The sequence below is a fragment of the Desulfurella amilsii genome (assembly GCF_002119425.1).
GTDB classification, from domain to species: domain Bacteria; phylum Campylobacterota_A; class Desulfurellia; order Desulfurellales; family Desulfurellaceae; genus Desulfurella; species Desulfurella amilsii.
On sequence record NZ_MDSU01000013.1, the window covers coordinates 15171 to 33036 of the forward strand.

Consider the following 17866-nt stretch of genomic DNA (forward strand, 5'->3'; position numbering starts at 1 on the left):
AGTTAATCGGTATAAGGTATAATATAAACGCTCATAGGCATTTTACAGCCTAAGTTTGAATGTAGTTTTATTGCAATCGTAAAAGCAAATGTATTCTTTTTTTGCCTTTTTTCCTTTATTGGTATTAATTTCTGAGTAATTGTTGTGTATATTGGATTACTCATTTTCCGTATATACAGAAACATTGACTTTTTGACGACCTTATTATATAATCGAATGTAATATGAAATTTGGTTATTTAAAAGATTTATTAAAAGAGATTTAATTGCGTGTTGTATATAACATAAATAAGAAATTTTACCCAGTTATAGTAGCTGGTGCATCATTTTTTTTAAGCTATTATAGTAGACTAACATGGAGTATTTTATCTTCATATATGCCATTTCATCCAAATGTTACTCAAGACTCTCATGTATTTGCGCTTTATTTTTTAAGTTATATTATAATCCAAATACCTGCTGGTTTTTTATCTGATAGATACCAAGGTGGAAAGGTTATTGCTCTATCTTTAATAGTTCTTGCTGTCACATCTTTTTTTTCTGGGCTTGCAGTCAATATTGAGCAAGAGTATATTGCGAGTTTTTTTATGGGTTTGTCAGCTGGATGGATATATCCAGCATCTCTAAATGTGATAAAATACTATTATAGTAAAGAAGAAAGACCTGTTTTTTTAGGATACTACAGCATTGCATGGCCACTGGCAATTGTTGTATCAGGTTTATTACTCCCAAGTATTGCTTTGCATGTAGGCTGGAAGTGGGGGTACTATTCTTCGGCTTTATTGTGCCTTATATTTGCAGTTTTAGCATATCCATTAAAAACCTACAAAAATTTTAGTAAAATAAATTTTCTTGTAGTAAAGGATAAAAATGTCATACTGCTATCTCTTGGTGGTTTTTTGTTTTTTTCTTCTTATTGGTCAATAATGCTTTATGCGTACAAATACTTTATAGAAATAGGCATACAAAGCATTGAAGCTGGCTTTTTATTTTCTGCTATGGCTATAATAGGACTATTTTCATCGGCTATCTCTGGCTTTATTGTAAACAAATTTGAGTTAAAATCTTGTATGATATCAGCTATTTTCGCTTACGCGCTTTTAACTGCATTGCCTGCATTCACGCATTCTTATTTAATATTAATCTTAATTGTTATGGCTATGGGATTTGTAAGATTTATCATAGTACCTTTAAACGCAAGTATTTTAATACTTATAGGAAAAGAAAATGTTGGCAGTGTCACTGGAATTTCTAATTTATTTTGGCAATCAAGTGGAATATTCGGACCACTAATTTCGTCAGTATTTATTACTAACTTTGGGTTTCATTATTTTTGGCTAATGATGAGCGCTATTATTCTTATATCTATCCCTTTCTATTTGTTTATCCAAATGAGTCATTCCTAAAAAAGTGGGACTATATTATAATAGGCATGTAATTTTGGCCATTTTGTCGATTTCTCAAATAAAAAAATTATATTTCCCCCGAGCATTTATAAGCAGTAAAATAACCGTTAAAATAACAATTAATAGTGTTTGGCTGTAAGCAAACTGCCACTGTGAATTAATGAAATTTTATTTTTATGTAACGGATAAATATTTTTAACAATTTCGTAATACTGTTTAAATTCATCTATAAAAAGTAACAATATTATTATTTTAGTTATTATACTTACAAACACTATTGCACATTTGCTTTAGATGAATGAAATCATTCAGGTTTAATAGTGCCGTAGGTTTTATTAATATTTGTATATTCTGATCAAGCATGCATTGTCTTTGTGATTAGCTTTTATTTCATAAAAACTAAATGGCACTGTAAAGTCTCAGCCAAAAACTTTAAAAAAGCCTGGCATTTCGTAACATTTACACAGAGAATATTCAAAAGATCCAAAAAATCTTATTTGAAAATTGTTTCACCTATTTTACCACATTAAATATCGTTATTAAAATCTGTAAATATTTTTTCAGGATTCATAGCCAATAAAAACCTTAGTTTTTCTAAGTATAGGCTAGTCAATTTTTATACAAATATAATTTAACTGTTTTAGGTTTTTTACAATTTTTATTGATAAACCAGAACCCATAAATTAAAGATATGTTTTTCAAAATGTAAACGCATAAAAATGTGCATCTGGCTTGGTTTTACGGTTTAAAATTTCTCATGCTTTATCAAAAACACTTACAGCTTCATATAGCGTATTGCCAACAATACTTTTTTGTAACTTGTCTGCTAAGCTGACTTCTATTGCTAATATAATATAATGAATTAACTTTGAATAAAAATTTTTATATTAAACTTGACTTTAGTTAATTGAGGTTTATCGTTTAATTATTAAATAAATAGCGGAGGTTCTCTATGGGCGTTTACATAATAGGAACTTGCGATACAAAGTATAAGGAACTTTTGTTTGTAAAGGAAATTCTAGAAAAATCAGACATTGATGTAAAATTAATTGATGTTTCAACCAAATCCCATCAAAATAAAGCTGACATTTCAAATGGTAAGATTGAAACATATAGTCCACAAAAAGAAAAAATTATTGACATTACTGATAGAGGTAAAGCTATAGCATTAATGAGTGATGCACTTGAAAATTTTATTATAAAACAACAAGACTTATCTGGCGTTATTGGTCTTGGTGGCTCTGGTGGTACATCTTTAGTCTCTAAAGGTATGAGAGCGCTGCCTATAGGTATTCCAAAGATATTAGTTTCTACAGTGGCATCTGGAAATATCTCTCATTATATTGGAGCCAGCGATATTTTCATGCTTTATTCGGTTACGGATATTGCAGGTATAAATAGAATTTCTAGTGTTGTATTAAGTAATGCAGCAAAAGCGATGGTTGGAATGGTTGAGAAAAAATATGAGGTTAAAGCAGAAAATCAAAAAATAGCAATTGGTTTGACTATGTTTGGTGTAACAACACCCTGTGTAGATACTGTAAGAAAACGCCTTGAAAACAACTACGACTGTTTGGTTTTTCACGCAACGGGTTCTGGCGGTCAATCTATGGAAAAGTTGGTTGAATCAGGTATGTTTGGGGGAATAATTGATATTACAACAACAGAAATTTGCGACCTTTTCATGGGAGGTGTAATGAGTGCAACTGAAGATAGGCTAGGTGCAGTCATAAGAACCAAAATACCGTATGTAGGTTCTGTTGGAGCAATGGATATGGTAAACTTCGGACCCATCAATACCGTACCTGAAAAATACAAAGATAGAAATCTATATATTCACAATCCACAGGTAACATTAATGAGAACTACAGTATCAGAAAATGCAGAGATGGGAAAATGGATAGCAAACAAGCTTAATCAATGCGAAGGTTATGTAAGATTTTTATTACCACTAAAAGGAGTTTCTATGTTGGATAATAAAGACTATCCTTTTTATGACCCAGAAGCTGATAAAGCATTGTTTGAATCAATTGAAAAAACACTCATTCAAACGGACAAACGAAAGTTAATTAAACTTGACCTTCACATAAATGATGTAGAATTTGCTAATGCTTTAGTGGAACACTTTTTAGAAATTATGAAATATGGAGGTCTATAAATAATGAAAAAATATAAAAGAGAAGATATCTTAAAAAAGTTTAGAAAAATGATTAAAGAGGAGAGACCTATAATAGGAGGTGGTGCTGGTACCGGTATCTCAGCAAAATTTGAAGAAGAAGGCGGAATAGATTTAATTATAATTTACAATTCAGGTAAATATAGAATGGCAGGCAGAGGCTCATTGGCTGGTTTGCTTGCTTTTGGTAATGCTAATGAAATTGTAATTGATATGGCAAAAGAAGTTATTCCTATAATAAAACATACACCTGTTTTAGCTGGTGTAAATGGAACTGACCCATTTGAAATATGGGATAAGTTTTTTGAAAAACTTGAATCTATAGGTTTTAGCGGCGTTCAAAATTTCCCTACCGTTGGTTTAATAGATGGAACATTTCGTGAAAATCTTGAAGAAACAGGATTTGGCTATTATAAAGAGGTGGAAATGATTAAACTAGCTCACGAAAGAGGTTTTTTAACAACTCCATATGTCTTTAGTTCTGAGGATGCTGTTAAGATGGCAGAAGTTGGTGCCGATATTATTGTTTGCCACATGGGATTAACAACAAAAGGTTCAATAGGGGCAAAAACCTCAAAAACACTTGATGAATCAGTTGATTTAATAAATGAATGGTCTAGAGCTGCTAGAAAAGTTAGTAATGATATTATAGTTTTATGCCATGGAGGCCCTATTTCTACACCACAAGATGTTGAATACATTTTTGAAAGATGTGAGTTAGTCAATGGATTTTATGGGGCGAGTAGCATGGAAAGACTACCAGTAGAAGATGCGATAAGGCAACAAACTATTTTATTTAAAAATATCAAATTTAAGAAATCAAAATAAAAGGAGAATAGAAAAATGAATGAGCTAAATAATGAAAAACTTATCGAATTGTATGAGATAATGCTGAAAATACGTAAATATGAGGAAAGAATTGGCGAAATTTACTATGAAGAGAAAAAACCTTTTGATATAGCAAAAGGTCCTATTCCAGGAGAACTACATTTATCTTCAGGCCAGGAATCTAGTGCCGCTGGTTTATGCATACATTTAAAAAAAGAAGATGCAGTTATAGGAACGCATAGGGCACACAATTTTGCAATAGCAAAAGGAGTAGATTTGAAACGTATGACAGCTGAAATATTCGGAAAATCTACGGGTTTGTCTAACGGCAAAGGTGGTCATATGCATCTTTTTGATCCATCTGTTAATTTTAGTTGCAGTGGTATAGTAGGTGCTAGCTTTCCCCAAGCGCTGGGAGTTGGTATTGCATCGAAATTTGAAAATAAAGATTATATAGCCATAGCTGTGGGTGGCGATGGTGCAGCCAATCAAGGTACTTTTGCTGAATCGTTGAATTTGGCTGCATTATGGAGCTTGCCTGTTATTTTTTTAATTGAAAATAATGGGTGGGCAATTTCTGTAGCTAAAAATAAATCAACAGCCGGGAATATATGTGACAGAGCAAAAGCTTATGGTATCCCAGCCGAATGTATTGATGGAGAAAATGTTATAGATGTTTACAAGTCTTCTAAAACAGCTATTGATAGAGCAAGAAGAGGATTTGGACCAACTGTTTTAGAAATTAAAGTCAGCAGGCTTAGGGGTCACTTTGAAGGAGATCCTCAAATTTATAGGTCTCAGGAGGATTTTGATATAGCAAAATCTAAAGATCCAGTCTTAAAATTTGAATCATACTTGCTTAAAAACAACATATTAAACCATCAACAAATGCAGGCAATAGCAGAAAAAGTTGATTCAATAATTAATGAAGCTATAGAATTTGCAAGAAAATCTGATTATCCAAGTCCAAACGAAGCTTTAGAGAATGTTTTTTATGGAGGTTAATATGAGCAGAAAAATAGAAATGTATAAAGCAATAGCCGAAGGTATATCTCAAGTCATGGAAAATGATGATAAAGTTTTTATAATGGGAGAAGACATTGGATTATATGGAGGTATATTTGGAGCAACAACAGGATTATTATCAAAATTTGGTTCCGAAAGGGTAAAGGATACTCCAATTTCTGAGTCTGCTTTTATTGGATCAGCTGTTGGCGCTGCCTCAAAGGGTTTTAGGCCTATTGTTGAGTTAATGTTTGTTGATTTTTTCGGGGTTGCAATGGATCAAATATACAACCATATCGCTAAAATTCACTACATGTCAAATGGAAATTTAAAAATGCCTATTACAATTCTTACAGCAATTGGAGGTAATTATTCTGATGCGGCACAACATTCACAAAATCTTTATAGTTTATTTTCTCATACACCTGGGCTTAAAATAGTTGTACCATCAAACTCATATGATGCTAAAGGTTTAGTTATTTCTTCAATAGAAGATGATAATCCCGTTATCTTCTTTTTTCATAAAGGATTAATGGGTTTAAATTGGATGACTTTAATAGAAGAGTCTATTCAAGAAGTACCAGAAAGTAAATATACAATACCCCTAGGAAAGGCAAATATTGTTAAAAAAGGAGAAGATATTACTTTTATTTCAATTTCAAGAATGGTTTATGAGTGCCTTAATGCCGCTAAAGAACTGGACATTGAAGGTATTTCTGCAGAAGTTATAGATCTAAGAACACTGGTTCCTTTAGATACTGATACAATATTGAATTCGGTAAGAAAAACAGGAAGAGTAATAATAGTTGATGAAGATTATCAAAATTTTAGTATGTCTAGCGAAATTGTTGCACTGATTTCTGAAAATCTCGGGTTATCTCTGAAAACAAACCCCAAAAGAATTGCTTACCCAAATACACCTGTCCCCTACAGTAAAGTGCTTGAAAAGTTTCTTTTGCCGAACAAAGAAAAAATTAAACAAACAGCTAAAAACTTAATAGGAGGATGAGATGGCATTAAAAGCAGCATTCATATTTTTGGCACCAGGTGCCGATCCATCAAAAGACAAAAGCATAATAAAAACCCAAGAAGTCGAACTTCATGTCGTAGGCTGCAAAAATTACAAAGAAGCTTGCGAAGTTGCAAGGCAACTCTTAACAGACAATATTGGTGCAATTGAATTATGTGGTGGTTTTGGCAATATAGGCGTAGCCGAAGTTGTTAAGGCAGTAGAAAATAAAATACCTGTTGGGGCTATCAGATTCGATATTCATCCAGGCTTAAATAATTCAAGTGGAGATAAAATCTTCATATAAGGAGGTTCTTTATGGACAAAACAAAGCTGATGTCTATGTATGAACTTATGGTTCGTATAAGGACATTCGAAGAGCGCGTGCGCAAAGAGTTTGCGGCAGGTAATATAGGTGGTTTTATTCATCTATATAGTGGAGAAGAAGCAACAGCCGTTGGTGTTTGTTCTGCTATTAGAAAAGACGACTACATCATAAGCACCCACAGAGGGCATGGCCATGTAATAGCAAAGGGCGGAAAAACAGACAGAATGATGGCGGAGCTTTATGGGAAAATAACTGGATACAATAAGGGAAAAGGTGGATCAATGCATATTGCTGATGTAGAACTAGGAATACTTGGTGCAAATGGCATTGTTGGCGCTGGCATAACTATAATAAATGGCGCTGCACTATCTGCACAAATGAGGGGCACCGATCAGGTATGTGCATGTTTTTTTAGCGACGGCGCGTCAAATACCACACGCTTCCATGAGGGTATCAATCTAGCTTCAATTTGGAAACTGCCGGTTGTTTTTGTCATAGAAAACAATGGCTATGCTGAGTCTACTCCAGTAACCTATTCTACAAATATTAAAAATCTGGCCGAAAGGGCCTGTGCTTACGGCATACCCGGTGTAACAGTTGATGGCAATGATGTCATGGCAGTTTACGAAGCTGCCAAAGAGGCTGTTGAAAGAGCCAGAAGGAAAGAAGGACCAACATTGCTAGAATGTAAAACATACAGATACCACGGTCACTTTGAAGGCGATATGCAAGAGTACAAACCTAAAGAAGAAGTCGAAGAGTGGCTAAAAAAAGACCCAATCCCTAGATTTGCTTCAAAGCTTATAAATGATAAAGTTGCAACTGAAAGCGAACTTAAAGAAATAGACAAAAGGCTTGAACAAGAAATAGAAGATGCTGTGAAATTTGCAGTAGAAAGTCCGTATCCAGACGTAAGTGAAACTTTTGAAGATGTTTGGGCATAAATTATAAGGAGGTGACTATATGAAAACTGTTACATATATGCAGGCATTTAATGAAGCTATAGACGAAGAAATGGCTAGAGACAAAACAGTATTTGCTCTAGGCGAAGATGTTGGGCAATTCTGGGGCAATGCGCTTGGGGAATACAAAGGACTAGCTGCTAAGTACGGTGCAGAAAGGTTAAGACAAACTCCAATATCAGAAACCGCTATTGTTGGTGCAGCAATAGGTGCTGCCGCCACTGGACTAAGACCCATTGCAGTTGTCATGTTTTCGGATTTTTTAGGCGTTCCAATGGATGAAATATTAAATCAGCTCACAAAGATGCGATATATGTTTGGTGGTATAATAAAACTTCCCATGGTAATAACATCCTACAGCGGCGCTGGATTTCAAGCAGCAGCACAGCATTCTAAAAATATGGAAGGTCTTTTTATGACCATCCCAGGGCTTAAAATAGTTTCGCCTGCAACTCCATATGATGTAAAAGGTTTAATGAAATCCGCCATAAGGGATGATAATCCTGTACTATTTTTGCTACGCAGTGTTTTGCTAGCTGGCGGTCTTAAAGGTGAGATACCTGAAGAAGAATACACTATACCGCTGGGTAGAGCAGATATAAAAAGAGAAGGCAAAGATGTTACCGTAGTAGCCATTGGTACAATGGTCCACAGAGCCCTTGCATGTGCCAACAAGTTAGAAGCAGAAAAAGGTATAAGCGTAGAAGTCGTAGACCTTAGAACAGTTATTCCGCTAGACAAGGAAACGATAATAAATTCTGTAAAGAAAACCAATAAACTTGTTATTATGGACGAAGAACCAAAAACGGGCAGTGTCGCAGCAGAAATAGCAGCTATTGTTGCAGAAGAGGCTTTTGACAGTCTTGATGCACCTATAAAGAGGGTTTGTGCACCAGATACCCCTGTGCCATTTAGCCCTGTGTTGGAGAAATTCTGGATGCCAGACGAGGAGAATTTAGCAAAGGCCATAGAAGAAATCGTCTAATTTCAAGCTGGAGGTAAGATGGATACTCCTAAGTTACCTATATTTACAAACGTTTTGCAGGTAGCTGTAGTAGTCGATGATCTTTATAAGGCAATGAAGCATTATTATGAAATCTACGGTATAGGTCCGTGGAAGGTGTATACTTTTAACTCATCAACTGTGTCGGATATGATTATTAGAAATAAACTATCAAATTACAGCATGAAACTTTCATTGTGCGACATAGGAAATGTTCAATGGGAGCTTATCCAACCTCTTGATGATAAAAGCATCTACTATGAATTTCTAAAGGAACACGGTTCTGGTTTGCATCATGTAGCCTTTGCAGTTAATGACTATGATGAGACGGTTAATTACTTTAGGCAAAAGGGCATTGGCGTACTTCAGGGAGGCTTATGGAATAATCTTAAATACACCTACTTAGACACCCAAAGTACAATGTCTACCATCGCAGAAATCTACCAGATTTCCAAAGATTTTGCCTGGCCAGAGCCAGAAGAAGTGTACCCTTTAAAATAACAAATAGGGGGTCTGCCCCCTATTTACAATAAGGAGTTAAAGATGAAAGCGGATATAATAATGCCCAAGATTGGACTCAGTAATAAACCTTTAACAATAGTTGAATGGAAATTTAAGGAAGGTGATCTTGTAAAAAAAGGTGGTATTGTAGTTACAGTTGAAACTGAAAAAATTCGCTATGATGTAGAAGCGCCTATTGAGGGATATTTACATATAATAGCTCAGGAAAAACAGGAAGTTGAAATCGGAAGTGCTATAGGAGTTTTAACTGAAACAATAAAAGAATATGAAGAGTCAAAAAGCATCACTTTAAACAAACAAGTACAGTCGCCGCAAGAAGTTTTTATCAGTAAAAAGTCTGAGTTTGTTAAAGAAAAAGAAGAAAGGATAAAAATATCGCCTATTGCAAGAAAGCTTGCAGAAGAGCATATGGTAGACATAACTCAAGTCAAGGGCAGCGGCCCTGACGGGAGAATCGTAAAAGAGGATATTGAAGCTTTCTTAAAAAATAAAGAAACTTCTTATGACGGAAGAAAAATTAAAGAAGTAATTCCTTTCACTGGAACTAGAAAAGCTATTGCAGAACATATGCACGCAAGCTTGTCAAATTCAGCACAAATTACACTAATGGGAGAAATAGATGCATATGAGCTTGTTAATTTGAGAGAACAATTATTAAATAAAGAATCAGAGTTGGGGCTTCGCATAACTTACACGGATTTGCTTGTATATTTTATTTCTAGAGTTCTAAAAGACTTCAGCCTAATTAACTCAAGTATAATCGATAATGAAATAAAAGTTTGGGAAGATATTAATATAGGTGTTGCAGTGGCACTTGAAGATGGACTAATTGTGCCTGCAATAAAAAATGCTGATAAAAAAACTCTCATAGAAATAAGCAAAAACCTAAAAGAATTATCAGCCAAGGCCAGAGAAAGAAAACTCGAGATCTCAGATGTTAAGGGATCAACATTCAGCTTAACAAATCTTGGCGCTTTTGGGGGAGGGTATCGTTTTGAAACTGTGGTAATAAATCAGCCTGAATCTGCCATTTTGGGCACAGGTGGTATTGTAGATAGGCCGGTTGTAATAAACAAGCAGATTGTTGTAAGGCCAATTATGACATACTACCTTACCTATGACCATAGAGTTGTTGATGGGGCTTTAGCAGCAAAATTCATAAACAAAGTCAAAGAAGTTTTAGAAAACGCAAATGAAATATACGGAGGTAAACTATGAACGATCCTGTGGAATTATTAAACGTATTAAATAACAACCTAAACCGATTCTCAAAAGACTGGAGCAAGCAAACATCAGCTTTCTTTAATTTAATGAACTCTGTTGAGTCAGATGGCGCTCTTTCTTCAAAAATCAAAGAAATTATTGCTATTGGCATATCAATTGCAGTAAAATGTGAATGGTGTATAGATTATCATGTGAAATCTGCTCTCGATAAAGGGGCAACCAAAGAGGAAATTATGGAAGCATCATGGGTAGCAGTATTGATGGGTGGTGCGCCTGCACTAATGTATACACAATATGTGCAAAATGCGTTAGACAAATTTGCCAAATAGATATGGATAAATGCAGTGTTTGTAGGCTGGGTGTTGTTGAATACCAAAAAGCCTATCAGATCCAGCGTGATCTGGTTGAAAAGAAACTTAAAGAACCCTCTAGGGATGTGCTTTTGCTTTTGGAACACCCCCCTACTATAACACTTGGCAAATCAGGTAAAATAGAAAATATAGTGGTTGAAAAAATTGTATTAGAAAAACACAATATTGCTTTGCATTTTGTTGACAGGGGCGGTGATGTAACATACCATGGTCCAGGGCAGCTTGTAGGATACCCCATTATAGACATTGAAGAAAAAAATATAACCTTTCATGATTACATATACAACCTTGAGCAAACAATAATAGACACTTTATCTGCCATTGGGATAAAATCTTATAGAAGAGAAAACTATAGAGGTGTTTGGACTGACAGTGGAAAAATTGCATCAATAGGAATTAGAGTAGTAAGAAAAGTTACTATGCATGGTTTTGCTTTAAATGTAAGTACTAATTTGGAGCATTTTAGCTTTATAATCCCGTGTGGGCTATCAAATGAGCGCATGACTTCTGTTTTTGAAATAAAACAAAATCATATCCCAATAGATACGGTTATGAGAATCTATGAAGAAAATTTTTCTAGAATTTTTGAATACGAGTTAGATTATGATGCCTTATTGGCTTAAAAAGAACTTCAACATGGAAGATATTGAATATATGCAGAAAATTCTAAGAAGTTTCCACTTACATACAGTGTGTGAAGAAGCATTTTGCCCAAACATAAGCGAATGCTTTACATCAAAAACCGCGACATTTCTTATTATGGGAAGATACTGCACTAGAAACTGCAGATTCTGCAATGTAGTACATCACAAACCAGAAACTATTAATCCCAAAGAATCCGATATGATAGCTCAAGCCACTCAAAATTTAAATTTGAAATATGTTGTGATCACAAGCGTCACAAGAGATGATTTGCCAGACTTTGGGTCATCTTGCTTTGTAAACGTTGTTGAAAAGCTTAAGCCTTTGAATGTTAAAATAGAGCTGCTAATACCGGATTTCCAATGTAAAACCGAATATTTACAATTAGTTGCAAATTCTGGAGCTCAGGTCATTGGGCACAATATAGAAACCGTAAAAAGACTTTATCCTAAAGCTAGACCACAGGCTGACTACAGCAGCTCTTTGAATGTTTTAAAAAAATTGAAGCAGTTAAATCCAAATTTAATAACGAAGTCTGGCATAATGCTTGGATTTGGTGAAACACAAGATGAAGTCATAGAAACAATAAATGACATTGTACAAACAGGATGCGATATTTTAACAATAGGACAATACCTGCGACCATCAAAAGAACACCTTCCTGTGGTAAAATTCATAGATCCATCTGATTTTGAATACTATAAAAGTATTGGCATAAAAATAGGGTTTAAATATGTAGAATCTTCTGTTTTTACAAGAAGCTCCTACAATGCAGAAAACGCTTACGATCACTTAGAGTCCAAAAAGACTTGACCATACTTAAATTTCATTATAGAATTGCAATAGATTATGCAGAAAGATATTAAAAAGTGGAAAGAAAATGTTTTGGAAATTATTTTTAATAAAAAAGAAACTAATAATGTTGTTCGTGTTTTAAGTGAGTCACTTAATAAATTAATTTTTGTCATAAATACAGAGGGCAAAGTTGTTTATATCAACACTAAAGCTCAAAAATACTTCAAATTATTAAATTACAACAATAATATTGAAAGTTTTTTTGATATAGGCAAAGATTACATACACTCATATCTAGAAGGAAAAGCTTTTTCTTCAATTAAAATAATTCTCAAAAGCGATGCTTTTTATATAGATATAGCCCCCATCACGCTAAATTCTGAAATTGTTGGAGGATTAATTGTAATTTATGAAAAAAACGATAGTGTATCTTTTGAAACTACTTTTCAGTTGTTAAACAATATAAACAAAGAAATAGAGCTATTTTATGCGATGTATTATGACGAGATAATGGTAACTGATGATAAAGGTAAAATTATCGGTGTTAACAATCCGGTTTGTGAAGAATGTTATAATTTAAATGAAATAAATTTAATCAATACTAACGTCAAAGAATTAGAAGATAAAGGAATTTTTAAACCATCTATAACTCTTAAAGTGATCAAAGAGAAAAAACATATTTCTATACTACAAAAAACCCAAACTGGCAAAGTATTGATGGTTTACGGTTTGCCTGTATTTGATAGTAGTTTTAAATTATCGAAAGTGTTTAGCACATCAAAAGATCTTACTGAAATATACACATTAAAAGAAAAACTAAGTAAAACTGAAAAACTAATGGAAAAATACTATTTGAAATTAAAAGAAATAAAAAACGAGCAAAATTTATTCGAAAATGTTATATATAAAAGCTCACAAATGAGAAATTTAATAGACTTAATAAAAAGAATTTCCATGGTTGACTCTCATATTATTTTAAATGGCGAATCTGGAGTAGGAAAAACTCTTTTTGCTAAAATCATTCATAAGTTAAGCAACAGACGAAATAATGAATTTGTTAGTATAAACTGTGGAGCAATACCTGAAAATTTGCTGGAATCTGAGCTTTTTGGCTACGAAAAAGGAGCCTTTACTGGAGCAAAAAATGAAGGTAAAACTGGATATATAGAATTGGCAAACAATGGAACTCTGTTTTTAGATGAAATTAGCGAACTAGCTTTGCAAATGCAAGTGAAACTATTGAAAGTACTCGATGAAAAAAGTTTTACAAGAGTAGGTGGCATAAAGCCTATTAAATCTGACTTTAGACTAATAGCTGCAACCAATAAAGATTTGGAAAAATTAACAAAAGAAAATAAATTTAGAGAAGACTTATTTTATAGGTTAAATGTGATTCAGATAAGTATCCCGTTGTTGCGTGAAAGAAAAGACGACATACCATTGCTTGTAAATTTCTTTATAGAAAAATATAATAAAAAATACAACACAAATAAAAAACTTGACCCTAAAGTGTTTGATGTCTTTTTAGAATATAAATGGCCAGGCAACGTAAGAGAACTGGAAAATATTATAGAGAGACTGGTGGTTACCATAGATAAGAATTTAATAGAAAAATCAGATTTACCCTCCTTTTTTTTCAACCAAGATTATCAAACTGTACAAATTGACCAGATTCTTCCTTTAAAAAAGTCTATAGACAATTTAGAAAAACAGTTATTGGGAAAAGCCTATGAAATTCACAAGAATACCTATAAAGTGGCAGAAGTTTTGAGAATAAGCCAATCTAGCGTTGTAAGAAAATTAAAGAAGTATAGAATAAACATTAATTCAAATTCGAATTTATAATGCATTTTTGAATTAATATATTGTTTTCCAAAAAAAGGATTATCTATTTAAGCTAAGTCATTTTTGCATTAAAACTTTATTATAATTAATAATTTTATTAATAAAAAGTTTATTTTAAAGCAATAGAACACTTTTTGCTTAATAATAAAGTAGAAAATTATTAATTTACTAAGGAGGAAAAATGGATTTAAAATTAGTAGAGGAACCAAAGATTATTACAGAGCTTCCAGGGCCTAAGGCCAAAAAATTGCTTGAACAAAGAAACAACAATTTGCCAGTTGGAGTATCACAATTAACATCTACCTTTATAGAAAAAGCCCAAGGAGCAGTAATTGAGGATGTTGATGGGAATGTGTTTTTAGATTTTGCTGGCGGTATTGGTGTTATGAATATTGGACATAGTAATCTTGAAGTAGTAGCTGCAGTAAAAGAACAAGCTGAAAAATATTTTCACACATGCTCAATGGTGGTAAATTATGAATCGTATATTAAATTAGCGGAAAAATTAAACGAGGTAACTCCGGGAAATTTTAAGAAAAAAACTTTTTTCGTGAATAGTGGCGCAGAAGCTGTAGAGAATGCTATAAAAATAGCACGCAAATACACTGGAAGAACAGAAATAGTAGTCTTTAATGGAGCGTTTCACGGTAGGACGTTAATGACAATGACGCTTACAAGTAAAGTAAAACCTTATAAGTTGGGTTTTGGTCCATTTGCTCCAGGCATTCATCGAATGTACTTTCCTTATTGTTATAGATGCCCTTTAGGTTTAGAAAAAAACAATTGCAATATGCAATGTGTAAAATTGTTTGATGATTTTTTTATAGAAGAGGTGGCGCCAGAAGAAATAGCGGCCATTATTATAGAACCAATACTTGGTGAAAGTGGTTTTATAATCCCACCCGATGAATATATTATTCAATTAAGGTCCATATGCGATAAATATGGAATAGTGTTAATAGCTGATGAAGTCCAAACTGGTTTTTGCAGAACAGGCAAGATGTTTGCAAGTCAATATTGGAGTGTTTATCCAGACATTATTACTACTGCAAAATCTGTGGGTAGTGGACTGCCTATCGCCGGCATAACTGGAAAAGCTGAAATTATGGATGCTACTCATAGTGGCGGTTTGGGAGGGACTTTTGGTGGTAATCCACTTGCTTGTGTGGCTGGACTGAAAGTTATAGAGATTATGCAAAGGGATAATTTTTGTGATAAAGCTAATTCTATTGGAAAAATTTGCATAGATAGATTAAACGCAATGAAAGAAAAATACAAAATTATTGGAGATGTAAGAGGCCGTGGTGCAATGATAGCTATGGAATTAGTAAAAGACAGACAAACAAAAGAACCAGCAAAAGAAGAAACAACAAAAATTATTAATGAGTGTTGGAAAAATGGATTATTACTTTTAAGTGCTGGGACTAGGGGCAACACAATAAGATTTTTAATGCCTTTGGTGGTTACTGAAAAACAGTTAATAAACGGGTTAGAAGTATTAGAGAGAGCAATAAAAACAGTCGTATAAGTTTAAACCAGAGGTTATGTCCCATGAAAAATGTAGATAAAATTGAAAGTTTTGGTTACAAACAAGAACTAAAAAGATCTTTATCTTTTTGGGCGTTGTTAGTTTATGGAGTAACATTCTTAAACCCAACAGCACCGATGAACTTATACGGTATTGTTGTAGGACCTAGCGGTGGTATGATAGCATTAACTTTTTTGTTTGGAGCGGTTGCAATGTATTTTACTGCCTTAAGCTATTCTAGAATGGCAACCGAATTTCCAATCGCTGGCTCAATATATTCATATGCCCAGCGTTCTTTTAATCCGTATATAGGTTTTGTTGTGGGATGGACTATAATGTTGGATTACGTTTTGTTGCCAGCTTTCTTATACTTAGTTGCTGGATTGTGGTTATCACAATTAATACCCATTATTCCTTACTGGGGCTGGATCATTATTGTAATAGCTATAAACACTATTATAAGTATAATAGGAATTGAGCTAACTACAAAAACAAATATAACTATACTTATATTTGAATTAATTGTTATAGTGCTTTTTGTATTAGCTGCCTTCTGGAGTGTATACTATAAACATATTGGTAGTTTTAATATAAAACCTTTTTTTGACGCCTCAAAATTTCATATTAGCACTATACTTTCTGCTACCTCTGTTGCTGTTATGGGCTATTTAGGTTTTGATGCTCTTAGCACTTTATCTGAGGAAACCAAAAATCCATCAAAAGTCATGGGGAAAGCAATTGTTGCAACAGTTATTGTCATGGGTGCGTTATTTGTTCTTGAAAATTATATGGCAGCATCCGTTTGGCCAAATTATAATAATTTTACTAATCCAAATGTGGCTTTTTATTTTATAGCTCAAAAGGCCGGAGGTTCATGGTTGCGTTTTTTAGTATTTTTAGCAGTTATAGTTTCAGCTATAACTTGTGCTTTGGTTACTCAAACAGGTTTCGCACGTCTTATTTATAGTATGGCTCGTGATGAAATGCTACCAAGATTTCTTGCTAAAGTTCATCCCAAGTACAAAACACCATATATAAATTCGCTTTTAATTGCATTAATATCAATAGTTGCATCTACTTCGATGAGTTTAGATTTTATTACCAATCTAATAAATTTTGGAGCGTTAACTGCATATTTGGTTATACATCTTACCGTAATTAACTATTTCGTAATACGTAAAAAAATGACAGATGCAGCCTCTTTATTTAAATATTTAATATTACCTATAATAGGATTTATAATCATTTTTTATGTATGGTTAAGTCTAGATAAAGATGCTAAAATATTGGGGTTTACATGGTTAATTTTAGGTATAATTTATGGGGCCATTGTATCAAAAGGTTATAAAAAAGTTCCACCTGCTTTAAAGGTTTAATGTGTTCTTTTTATGTAAACTTTACAAAAATGGTTTATTTATAATGAGTTTAAAATTATCTTTTCGATTGAGTATAACAAAATAATTTATTTTTAATCTTTTGAAAACTAAAAGGAGGTGCCCTGATGCAAACCTACAAAACCTATATTGGTGGCAGTTGGGTTGAAACAGACAAATTACTTGATGTTACAGAAAAATATACGAATGAAGTGTTTGCAAAAGTTCCACTGTGCGATACCAAAGAGGTGGATACAGCAGTTAGTGCTGCTCAAGATGCTTTTGAAAGTTTCAGAAAAACACCTGCATATGAGCGCTCACAAATACTAGATAAAGCAGCCAATCTAATTCTAAAGCGCAAAGATGAAATAGCAGCTGTGATTTGCAAAGAAGCAGGCAAAGCCTGGAAGTATTCTCTAGGGGAAGTAATAAGAGGCTACGAAACATTCAAGTTTGCAAGCTGCGAAGCCATACGCATACATGGTGAGACTGTGCCTTTGGATGCAAGCGCATCTGGGACAAACAGGGTGGGCTACTACATAAGGGTGCCAATGGGTGTGATTGCAGCTATTACACCATTTAACTTTCCCTTAAACCTCGTTGCACACAAAGTAGCACCAGCTATTGCCTCAGGCAATACAATTGTACTAAAGCCAGCTTCAACTACACCTGTTACGGCTTTGATATTAGCTGAAATTTTAGAAGAAGCAGGGTTGCCAAAAGGGGTGTTTAATGTGGTAATTGGCTCTGGCTCAAGCATAGGTGATTATCTTGTATCCCACCCAATGGTAAAGAAGGTAACATTTACAGGCTCACCTGCAGTAGGTGATTCAATCATTAGAAAAGCTGG

General features: G+C 33.7%; 18 protein-coding genes. 17 read left to right on the forward strand and 1 reads right to left on the reverse strand.

Annotation, left to right across the window (positions count from 1 at the left end):
- Positions 1 to 2: 2 nt before the first annotated feature.
- Positions 3 to 164: a hypothetical protein gene (locus DESAMIL20_RS10445; protein WP_158090495.1), complete on the reverse strand. Its 162-nt coding sequence runs from the start codon at positions 162 to 164 to the stop codon at positions 3 to 5.
- A gap of 101 nt (positions 165 to 265) precedes the next feature.
- Between DESAMIL20_RS10445 and DESAMIL20_RS03045 the strand changes: the two genes are divergently transcribed.
- The 17 genes from DESAMIL20_RS03045 to DESAMIL20_RS03125 form a co-directional block, all read left to right on the forward strand.
- Complete coding sequence (locus tag DESAMIL20_RS03045; RefSeq protein ID WP_086033354.1) at positions 266 to 1405, forward strand: MFS transporter; 1140 nt, start codon at positions 266 to 268, stop codon at positions 1403 to 1405.
- Between the two features lie 952 nt (positions 1406 to 2357).
- Positions 2358 to 3563 carry a Tm-1-like ATP-binding domain-containing protein gene (locus tag DESAMIL20_RS03050; RefSeq protein ID WP_086033355.1) on the forward strand — a complete coding sequence of 402 codons (1206 nt, stop codon included), beginning with the start codon at positions 2358 to 2360 and terminating at the stop codon, positions 3561 to 3563.
- Positions 3564 to 3566: 3 nt separating this feature from the next.
- Positions 3567 to 4409: a phosphoenolpyruvate hydrolase family protein gene (locus DESAMIL20_RS03055; protein WP_086033356.1), complete on the forward strand. Its 843-nt coding sequence runs from the start codon at positions 3567 to 3569 to the stop codon at positions 4407 to 4409.
- Between the two features lie 15 nt (positions 4410 to 4424).
- The gene (locus tag DESAMIL20_RS03060) at positions 4425 to 5414 is read left to right on the forward strand and encodes a thiamine pyrophosphate-dependent dehydrogenase E1 component subunit alpha (protein ID WP_086033357.1); all 990 of its coding nucleotides are present in this window, start codon (positions 4425 to 4427) and stop codon (positions 5412 to 5414) included.
- Positions 5404 to 6423 (forward strand): alpha-ketoacid dehydrogenase subunit beta, encoded by a 1020-nt coding sequence (locus DESAMIL20_RS03065; RefSeq protein WP_409212539.1) that lies wholly within the window; start codon positions 5404 to 5406, stop codon positions 6421 to 6423. The genes DESAMIL20_RS03060 and DESAMIL20_RS03065 overlap by 11 nt, the downstream gene beginning before the upstream one ends.
- 1 nt (position 6424) lies before the next feature.
- On the forward strand, positions 6425 to 6730 hold the full coding sequence (locus DESAMIL20_RS03070; protein WP_086033359.1) for a DUF6506 family protein: 306 nt from the start codon (positions 6425 to 6427) through the stop codon (positions 6728 to 6730).
- Between the two features lie 11 nt (positions 6731 to 6741).
- The gene (locus DESAMIL20_RS03075; RefSeq protein ID WP_086033360.1) at positions 6742 to 7695 is read left to right on the forward strand and encodes a thiamine pyrophosphate-dependent dehydrogenase E1 component subunit alpha; all 954 of its coding nucleotides are present in this window, start codon (positions 6742 to 6744) and stop codon (positions 7693 to 7695) included.
- A 19-nt stretch (positions 7696 to 7714) separates the two neighbouring features.
- Positions 7715 to 8698, forward strand: coding sequence for an alpha-ketoacid dehydrogenase subunit beta (locus tag DESAMIL20_RS03080; protein ID WP_086033361.1), 984 nt, complete (start codon positions 7715 to 7717; stop codon positions 8696 to 8698).
- Positions 8699 to 8716: 18 nt separating this feature from the next.
- Entirely contained in the window at positions 8717 to 9217 is a 501-nt protein-coding gene (locus DESAMIL20_RS03085; RefSeq protein WP_086033362.1) for a VOC family protein, read from the forward strand.
- Between the two features lie 42 nt (positions 9218 to 9259).
- The gene (locus tag DESAMIL20_RS03090; protein WP_086033363.1) at positions 9260 to 10456 is read left to right on the forward strand and encodes a dihydrolipoamide acetyltransferase family protein; all 1197 of its coding nucleotides are present in this window, start codon (positions 9260 to 9262) and stop codon (positions 10454 to 10456) included.
- The gene (locus tag DESAMIL20_RS03095) at positions 10453 to 10791 is read left to right on the forward strand and encodes a carboxymuconolactone decarboxylase family protein (protein ID WP_086033364.1); all 339 of its coding nucleotides are present in this window, start codon (positions 10453 to 10455) and stop codon (positions 10789 to 10791) included. The genes DESAMIL20_RS03090 and DESAMIL20_RS03095 overlap by 4 nt, the downstream gene beginning before the upstream one ends.
- Positions 10792 to 10793: 2 nt before the next feature.
- Positions 10794 to 11456 (forward strand): lipoyl(octanoyl) transferase LipB, encoded by a 663-nt coding sequence (gene lipB / locus DESAMIL20_RS03100; RefSeq protein ID WP_158090496.1) that lies wholly within the window; start codon positions 10794 to 10796, stop codon positions 11454 to 11456.
- 13 nt (positions 11457 to 11469) lie between these two features.
- Positions 11470 to 12288: a lipoyl synthase gene (gene lipA / locus DESAMIL20_RS03105; protein ID WP_204218556.1), complete on the forward strand. Its 819-nt coding sequence runs from the start codon at positions 11470 to 11472 to the stop codon at positions 12286 to 12288.
- Positions 12289 to 12324: 36 nt separating this feature from the next.
- The gene (locus DESAMIL20_RS03110; RefSeq protein WP_086033367.1) at positions 12325 to 14115 is read left to right on the forward strand and encodes a sigma-54 interaction domain-containing protein; all 1791 of its coding nucleotides are present in this window, start codon (positions 12325 to 12327) and stop codon (positions 14113 to 14115) included.
- Between the two features lie 181 nt (positions 14116 to 14296).
- A complete protein-coding gene (gabT, locus tag DESAMIL20_RS03115) occupies positions 14297 to 15643 on the forward strand; it encodes a 4-aminobutyrate--2-oxoglutarate transaminase (protein WP_086033368.1) in 1347 nt (448 codons plus the stop codon).
- A 23-nt stretch (positions 15644 to 15666) separates the two neighbouring features.
- Positions 15667 to 17019, forward strand: a complete 1353-nt coding sequence (locus tag DESAMIL20_RS03120; RefSeq protein ID WP_086033369.1) for an APC family permease — start codon at positions 15667 to 15669, stop codon at positions 17017 to 17019.
- 125 nt (positions 17020 to 17144) lie between these two features.
- A partial coding sequence (locus DESAMIL20_RS03125) for an aldehyde dehydrogenase family protein (protein WP_143340231.1) occupies positions 17145 to 17866 on the forward strand: 722 nt, incomplete at its 3' end.

Coding starts and splice junctions, on each gene's coding strand:
- DESAMIL20_RS10445 (WP_158090495.1), bottom strand. CDS start 164: ATGAGTAATCCAATATACACAACAATTACTCAGAAATTAATACCAATA.
- DESAMIL20_RS03050 (WP_086033355.1), top strand. CDS start 2,358: ATGGGCGTTTACATAATAGGAACTTGCGATACAAAGTATAAGGAACTT.
- DESAMIL20_RS03055 (WP_086033356.1), top strand. CDS start 3,567: ATGAAAAAATATAAAAGAGAAGATATCTTAAAAAAGTTTAGAAAAATG.
- DESAMIL20_RS03060 (WP_086033357.1), top strand. CDS start 4,425: ATGAATGAGCTAAATAATGAAAAACTTATCGAATTGTATGAGATAATG.
- DESAMIL20_RS03065 (WP_409212539.1), top strand. CDS start 5,404: ATGGAGGTTAATATGAGCAGAAAAATAGAAATGTATAAAGCAATAGCC.
- DESAMIL20_RS03070 (WP_086033359.1), top strand. CDS start 6,425: ATGGCATTAAAAGCAGCATTCATATTTTTGGCACCAGGTGCCGATCCA.
- DESAMIL20_RS03075 (WP_086033360.1), top strand. CDS start 6,742: ATGGACAAAACAAAGCTGATGTCTATGTATGAACTTATGGTTCGTATA.
- DESAMIL20_RS03080 (WP_086033361.1), top strand. CDS start 7,715: ATGAAAACTGTTACATATATGCAGGCATTTAATGAAGCTATAGACGAA.
- DESAMIL20_RS03085 (WP_086033362.1), top strand. CDS start 8,717: ATGGATACTCCTAAGTTACCTATATTTACAAACGTTTTGCAGGTAGCT.
- DESAMIL20_RS03090 (WP_086033363.1), top strand. CDS start 9,260: ATGAAAGCGGATATAATAATGCCCAAGATTGGACTCAGTAATAAACCT.
- DESAMIL20_RS03095 (WP_086033364.1), top strand. CDS start 10,453: ATGAACGATCCTGTGGAATTATTAAACGTATTAAATAACAACCTAAAC.
- lipB (WP_158090496.1), top strand. CDS start 10,794: ATGGATAAATGCAGTGTTTGTAGGCTGGGTGTTGTTGAATACCAAAAA.
- lipA (WP_204218556.1), top strand. CDS start 11,470: ATGGAAGATATTGAATATATGCAGAAAATTCTAAGAAGTTTCCACTTA.
- DESAMIL20_RS03110 (WP_086033367.1), top strand. CDS start 12,325: ATGCAGAAAGATATTAAAAAGTGGAAAGAAAATGTTTTGGAAATTATT.
- gabT (WP_086033368.1), top strand. CDS start 14,297: ATGGATTTAAAATTAGTAGAGGAACCAAAGATTATTACAGAGCTTCCA.
- DESAMIL20_RS03120 (WP_086033369.1), top strand. CDS start 15,667: ATGAAAAATGTAGATAAAATTGAAAGTTTTGGTTACAAACAAGAACTA.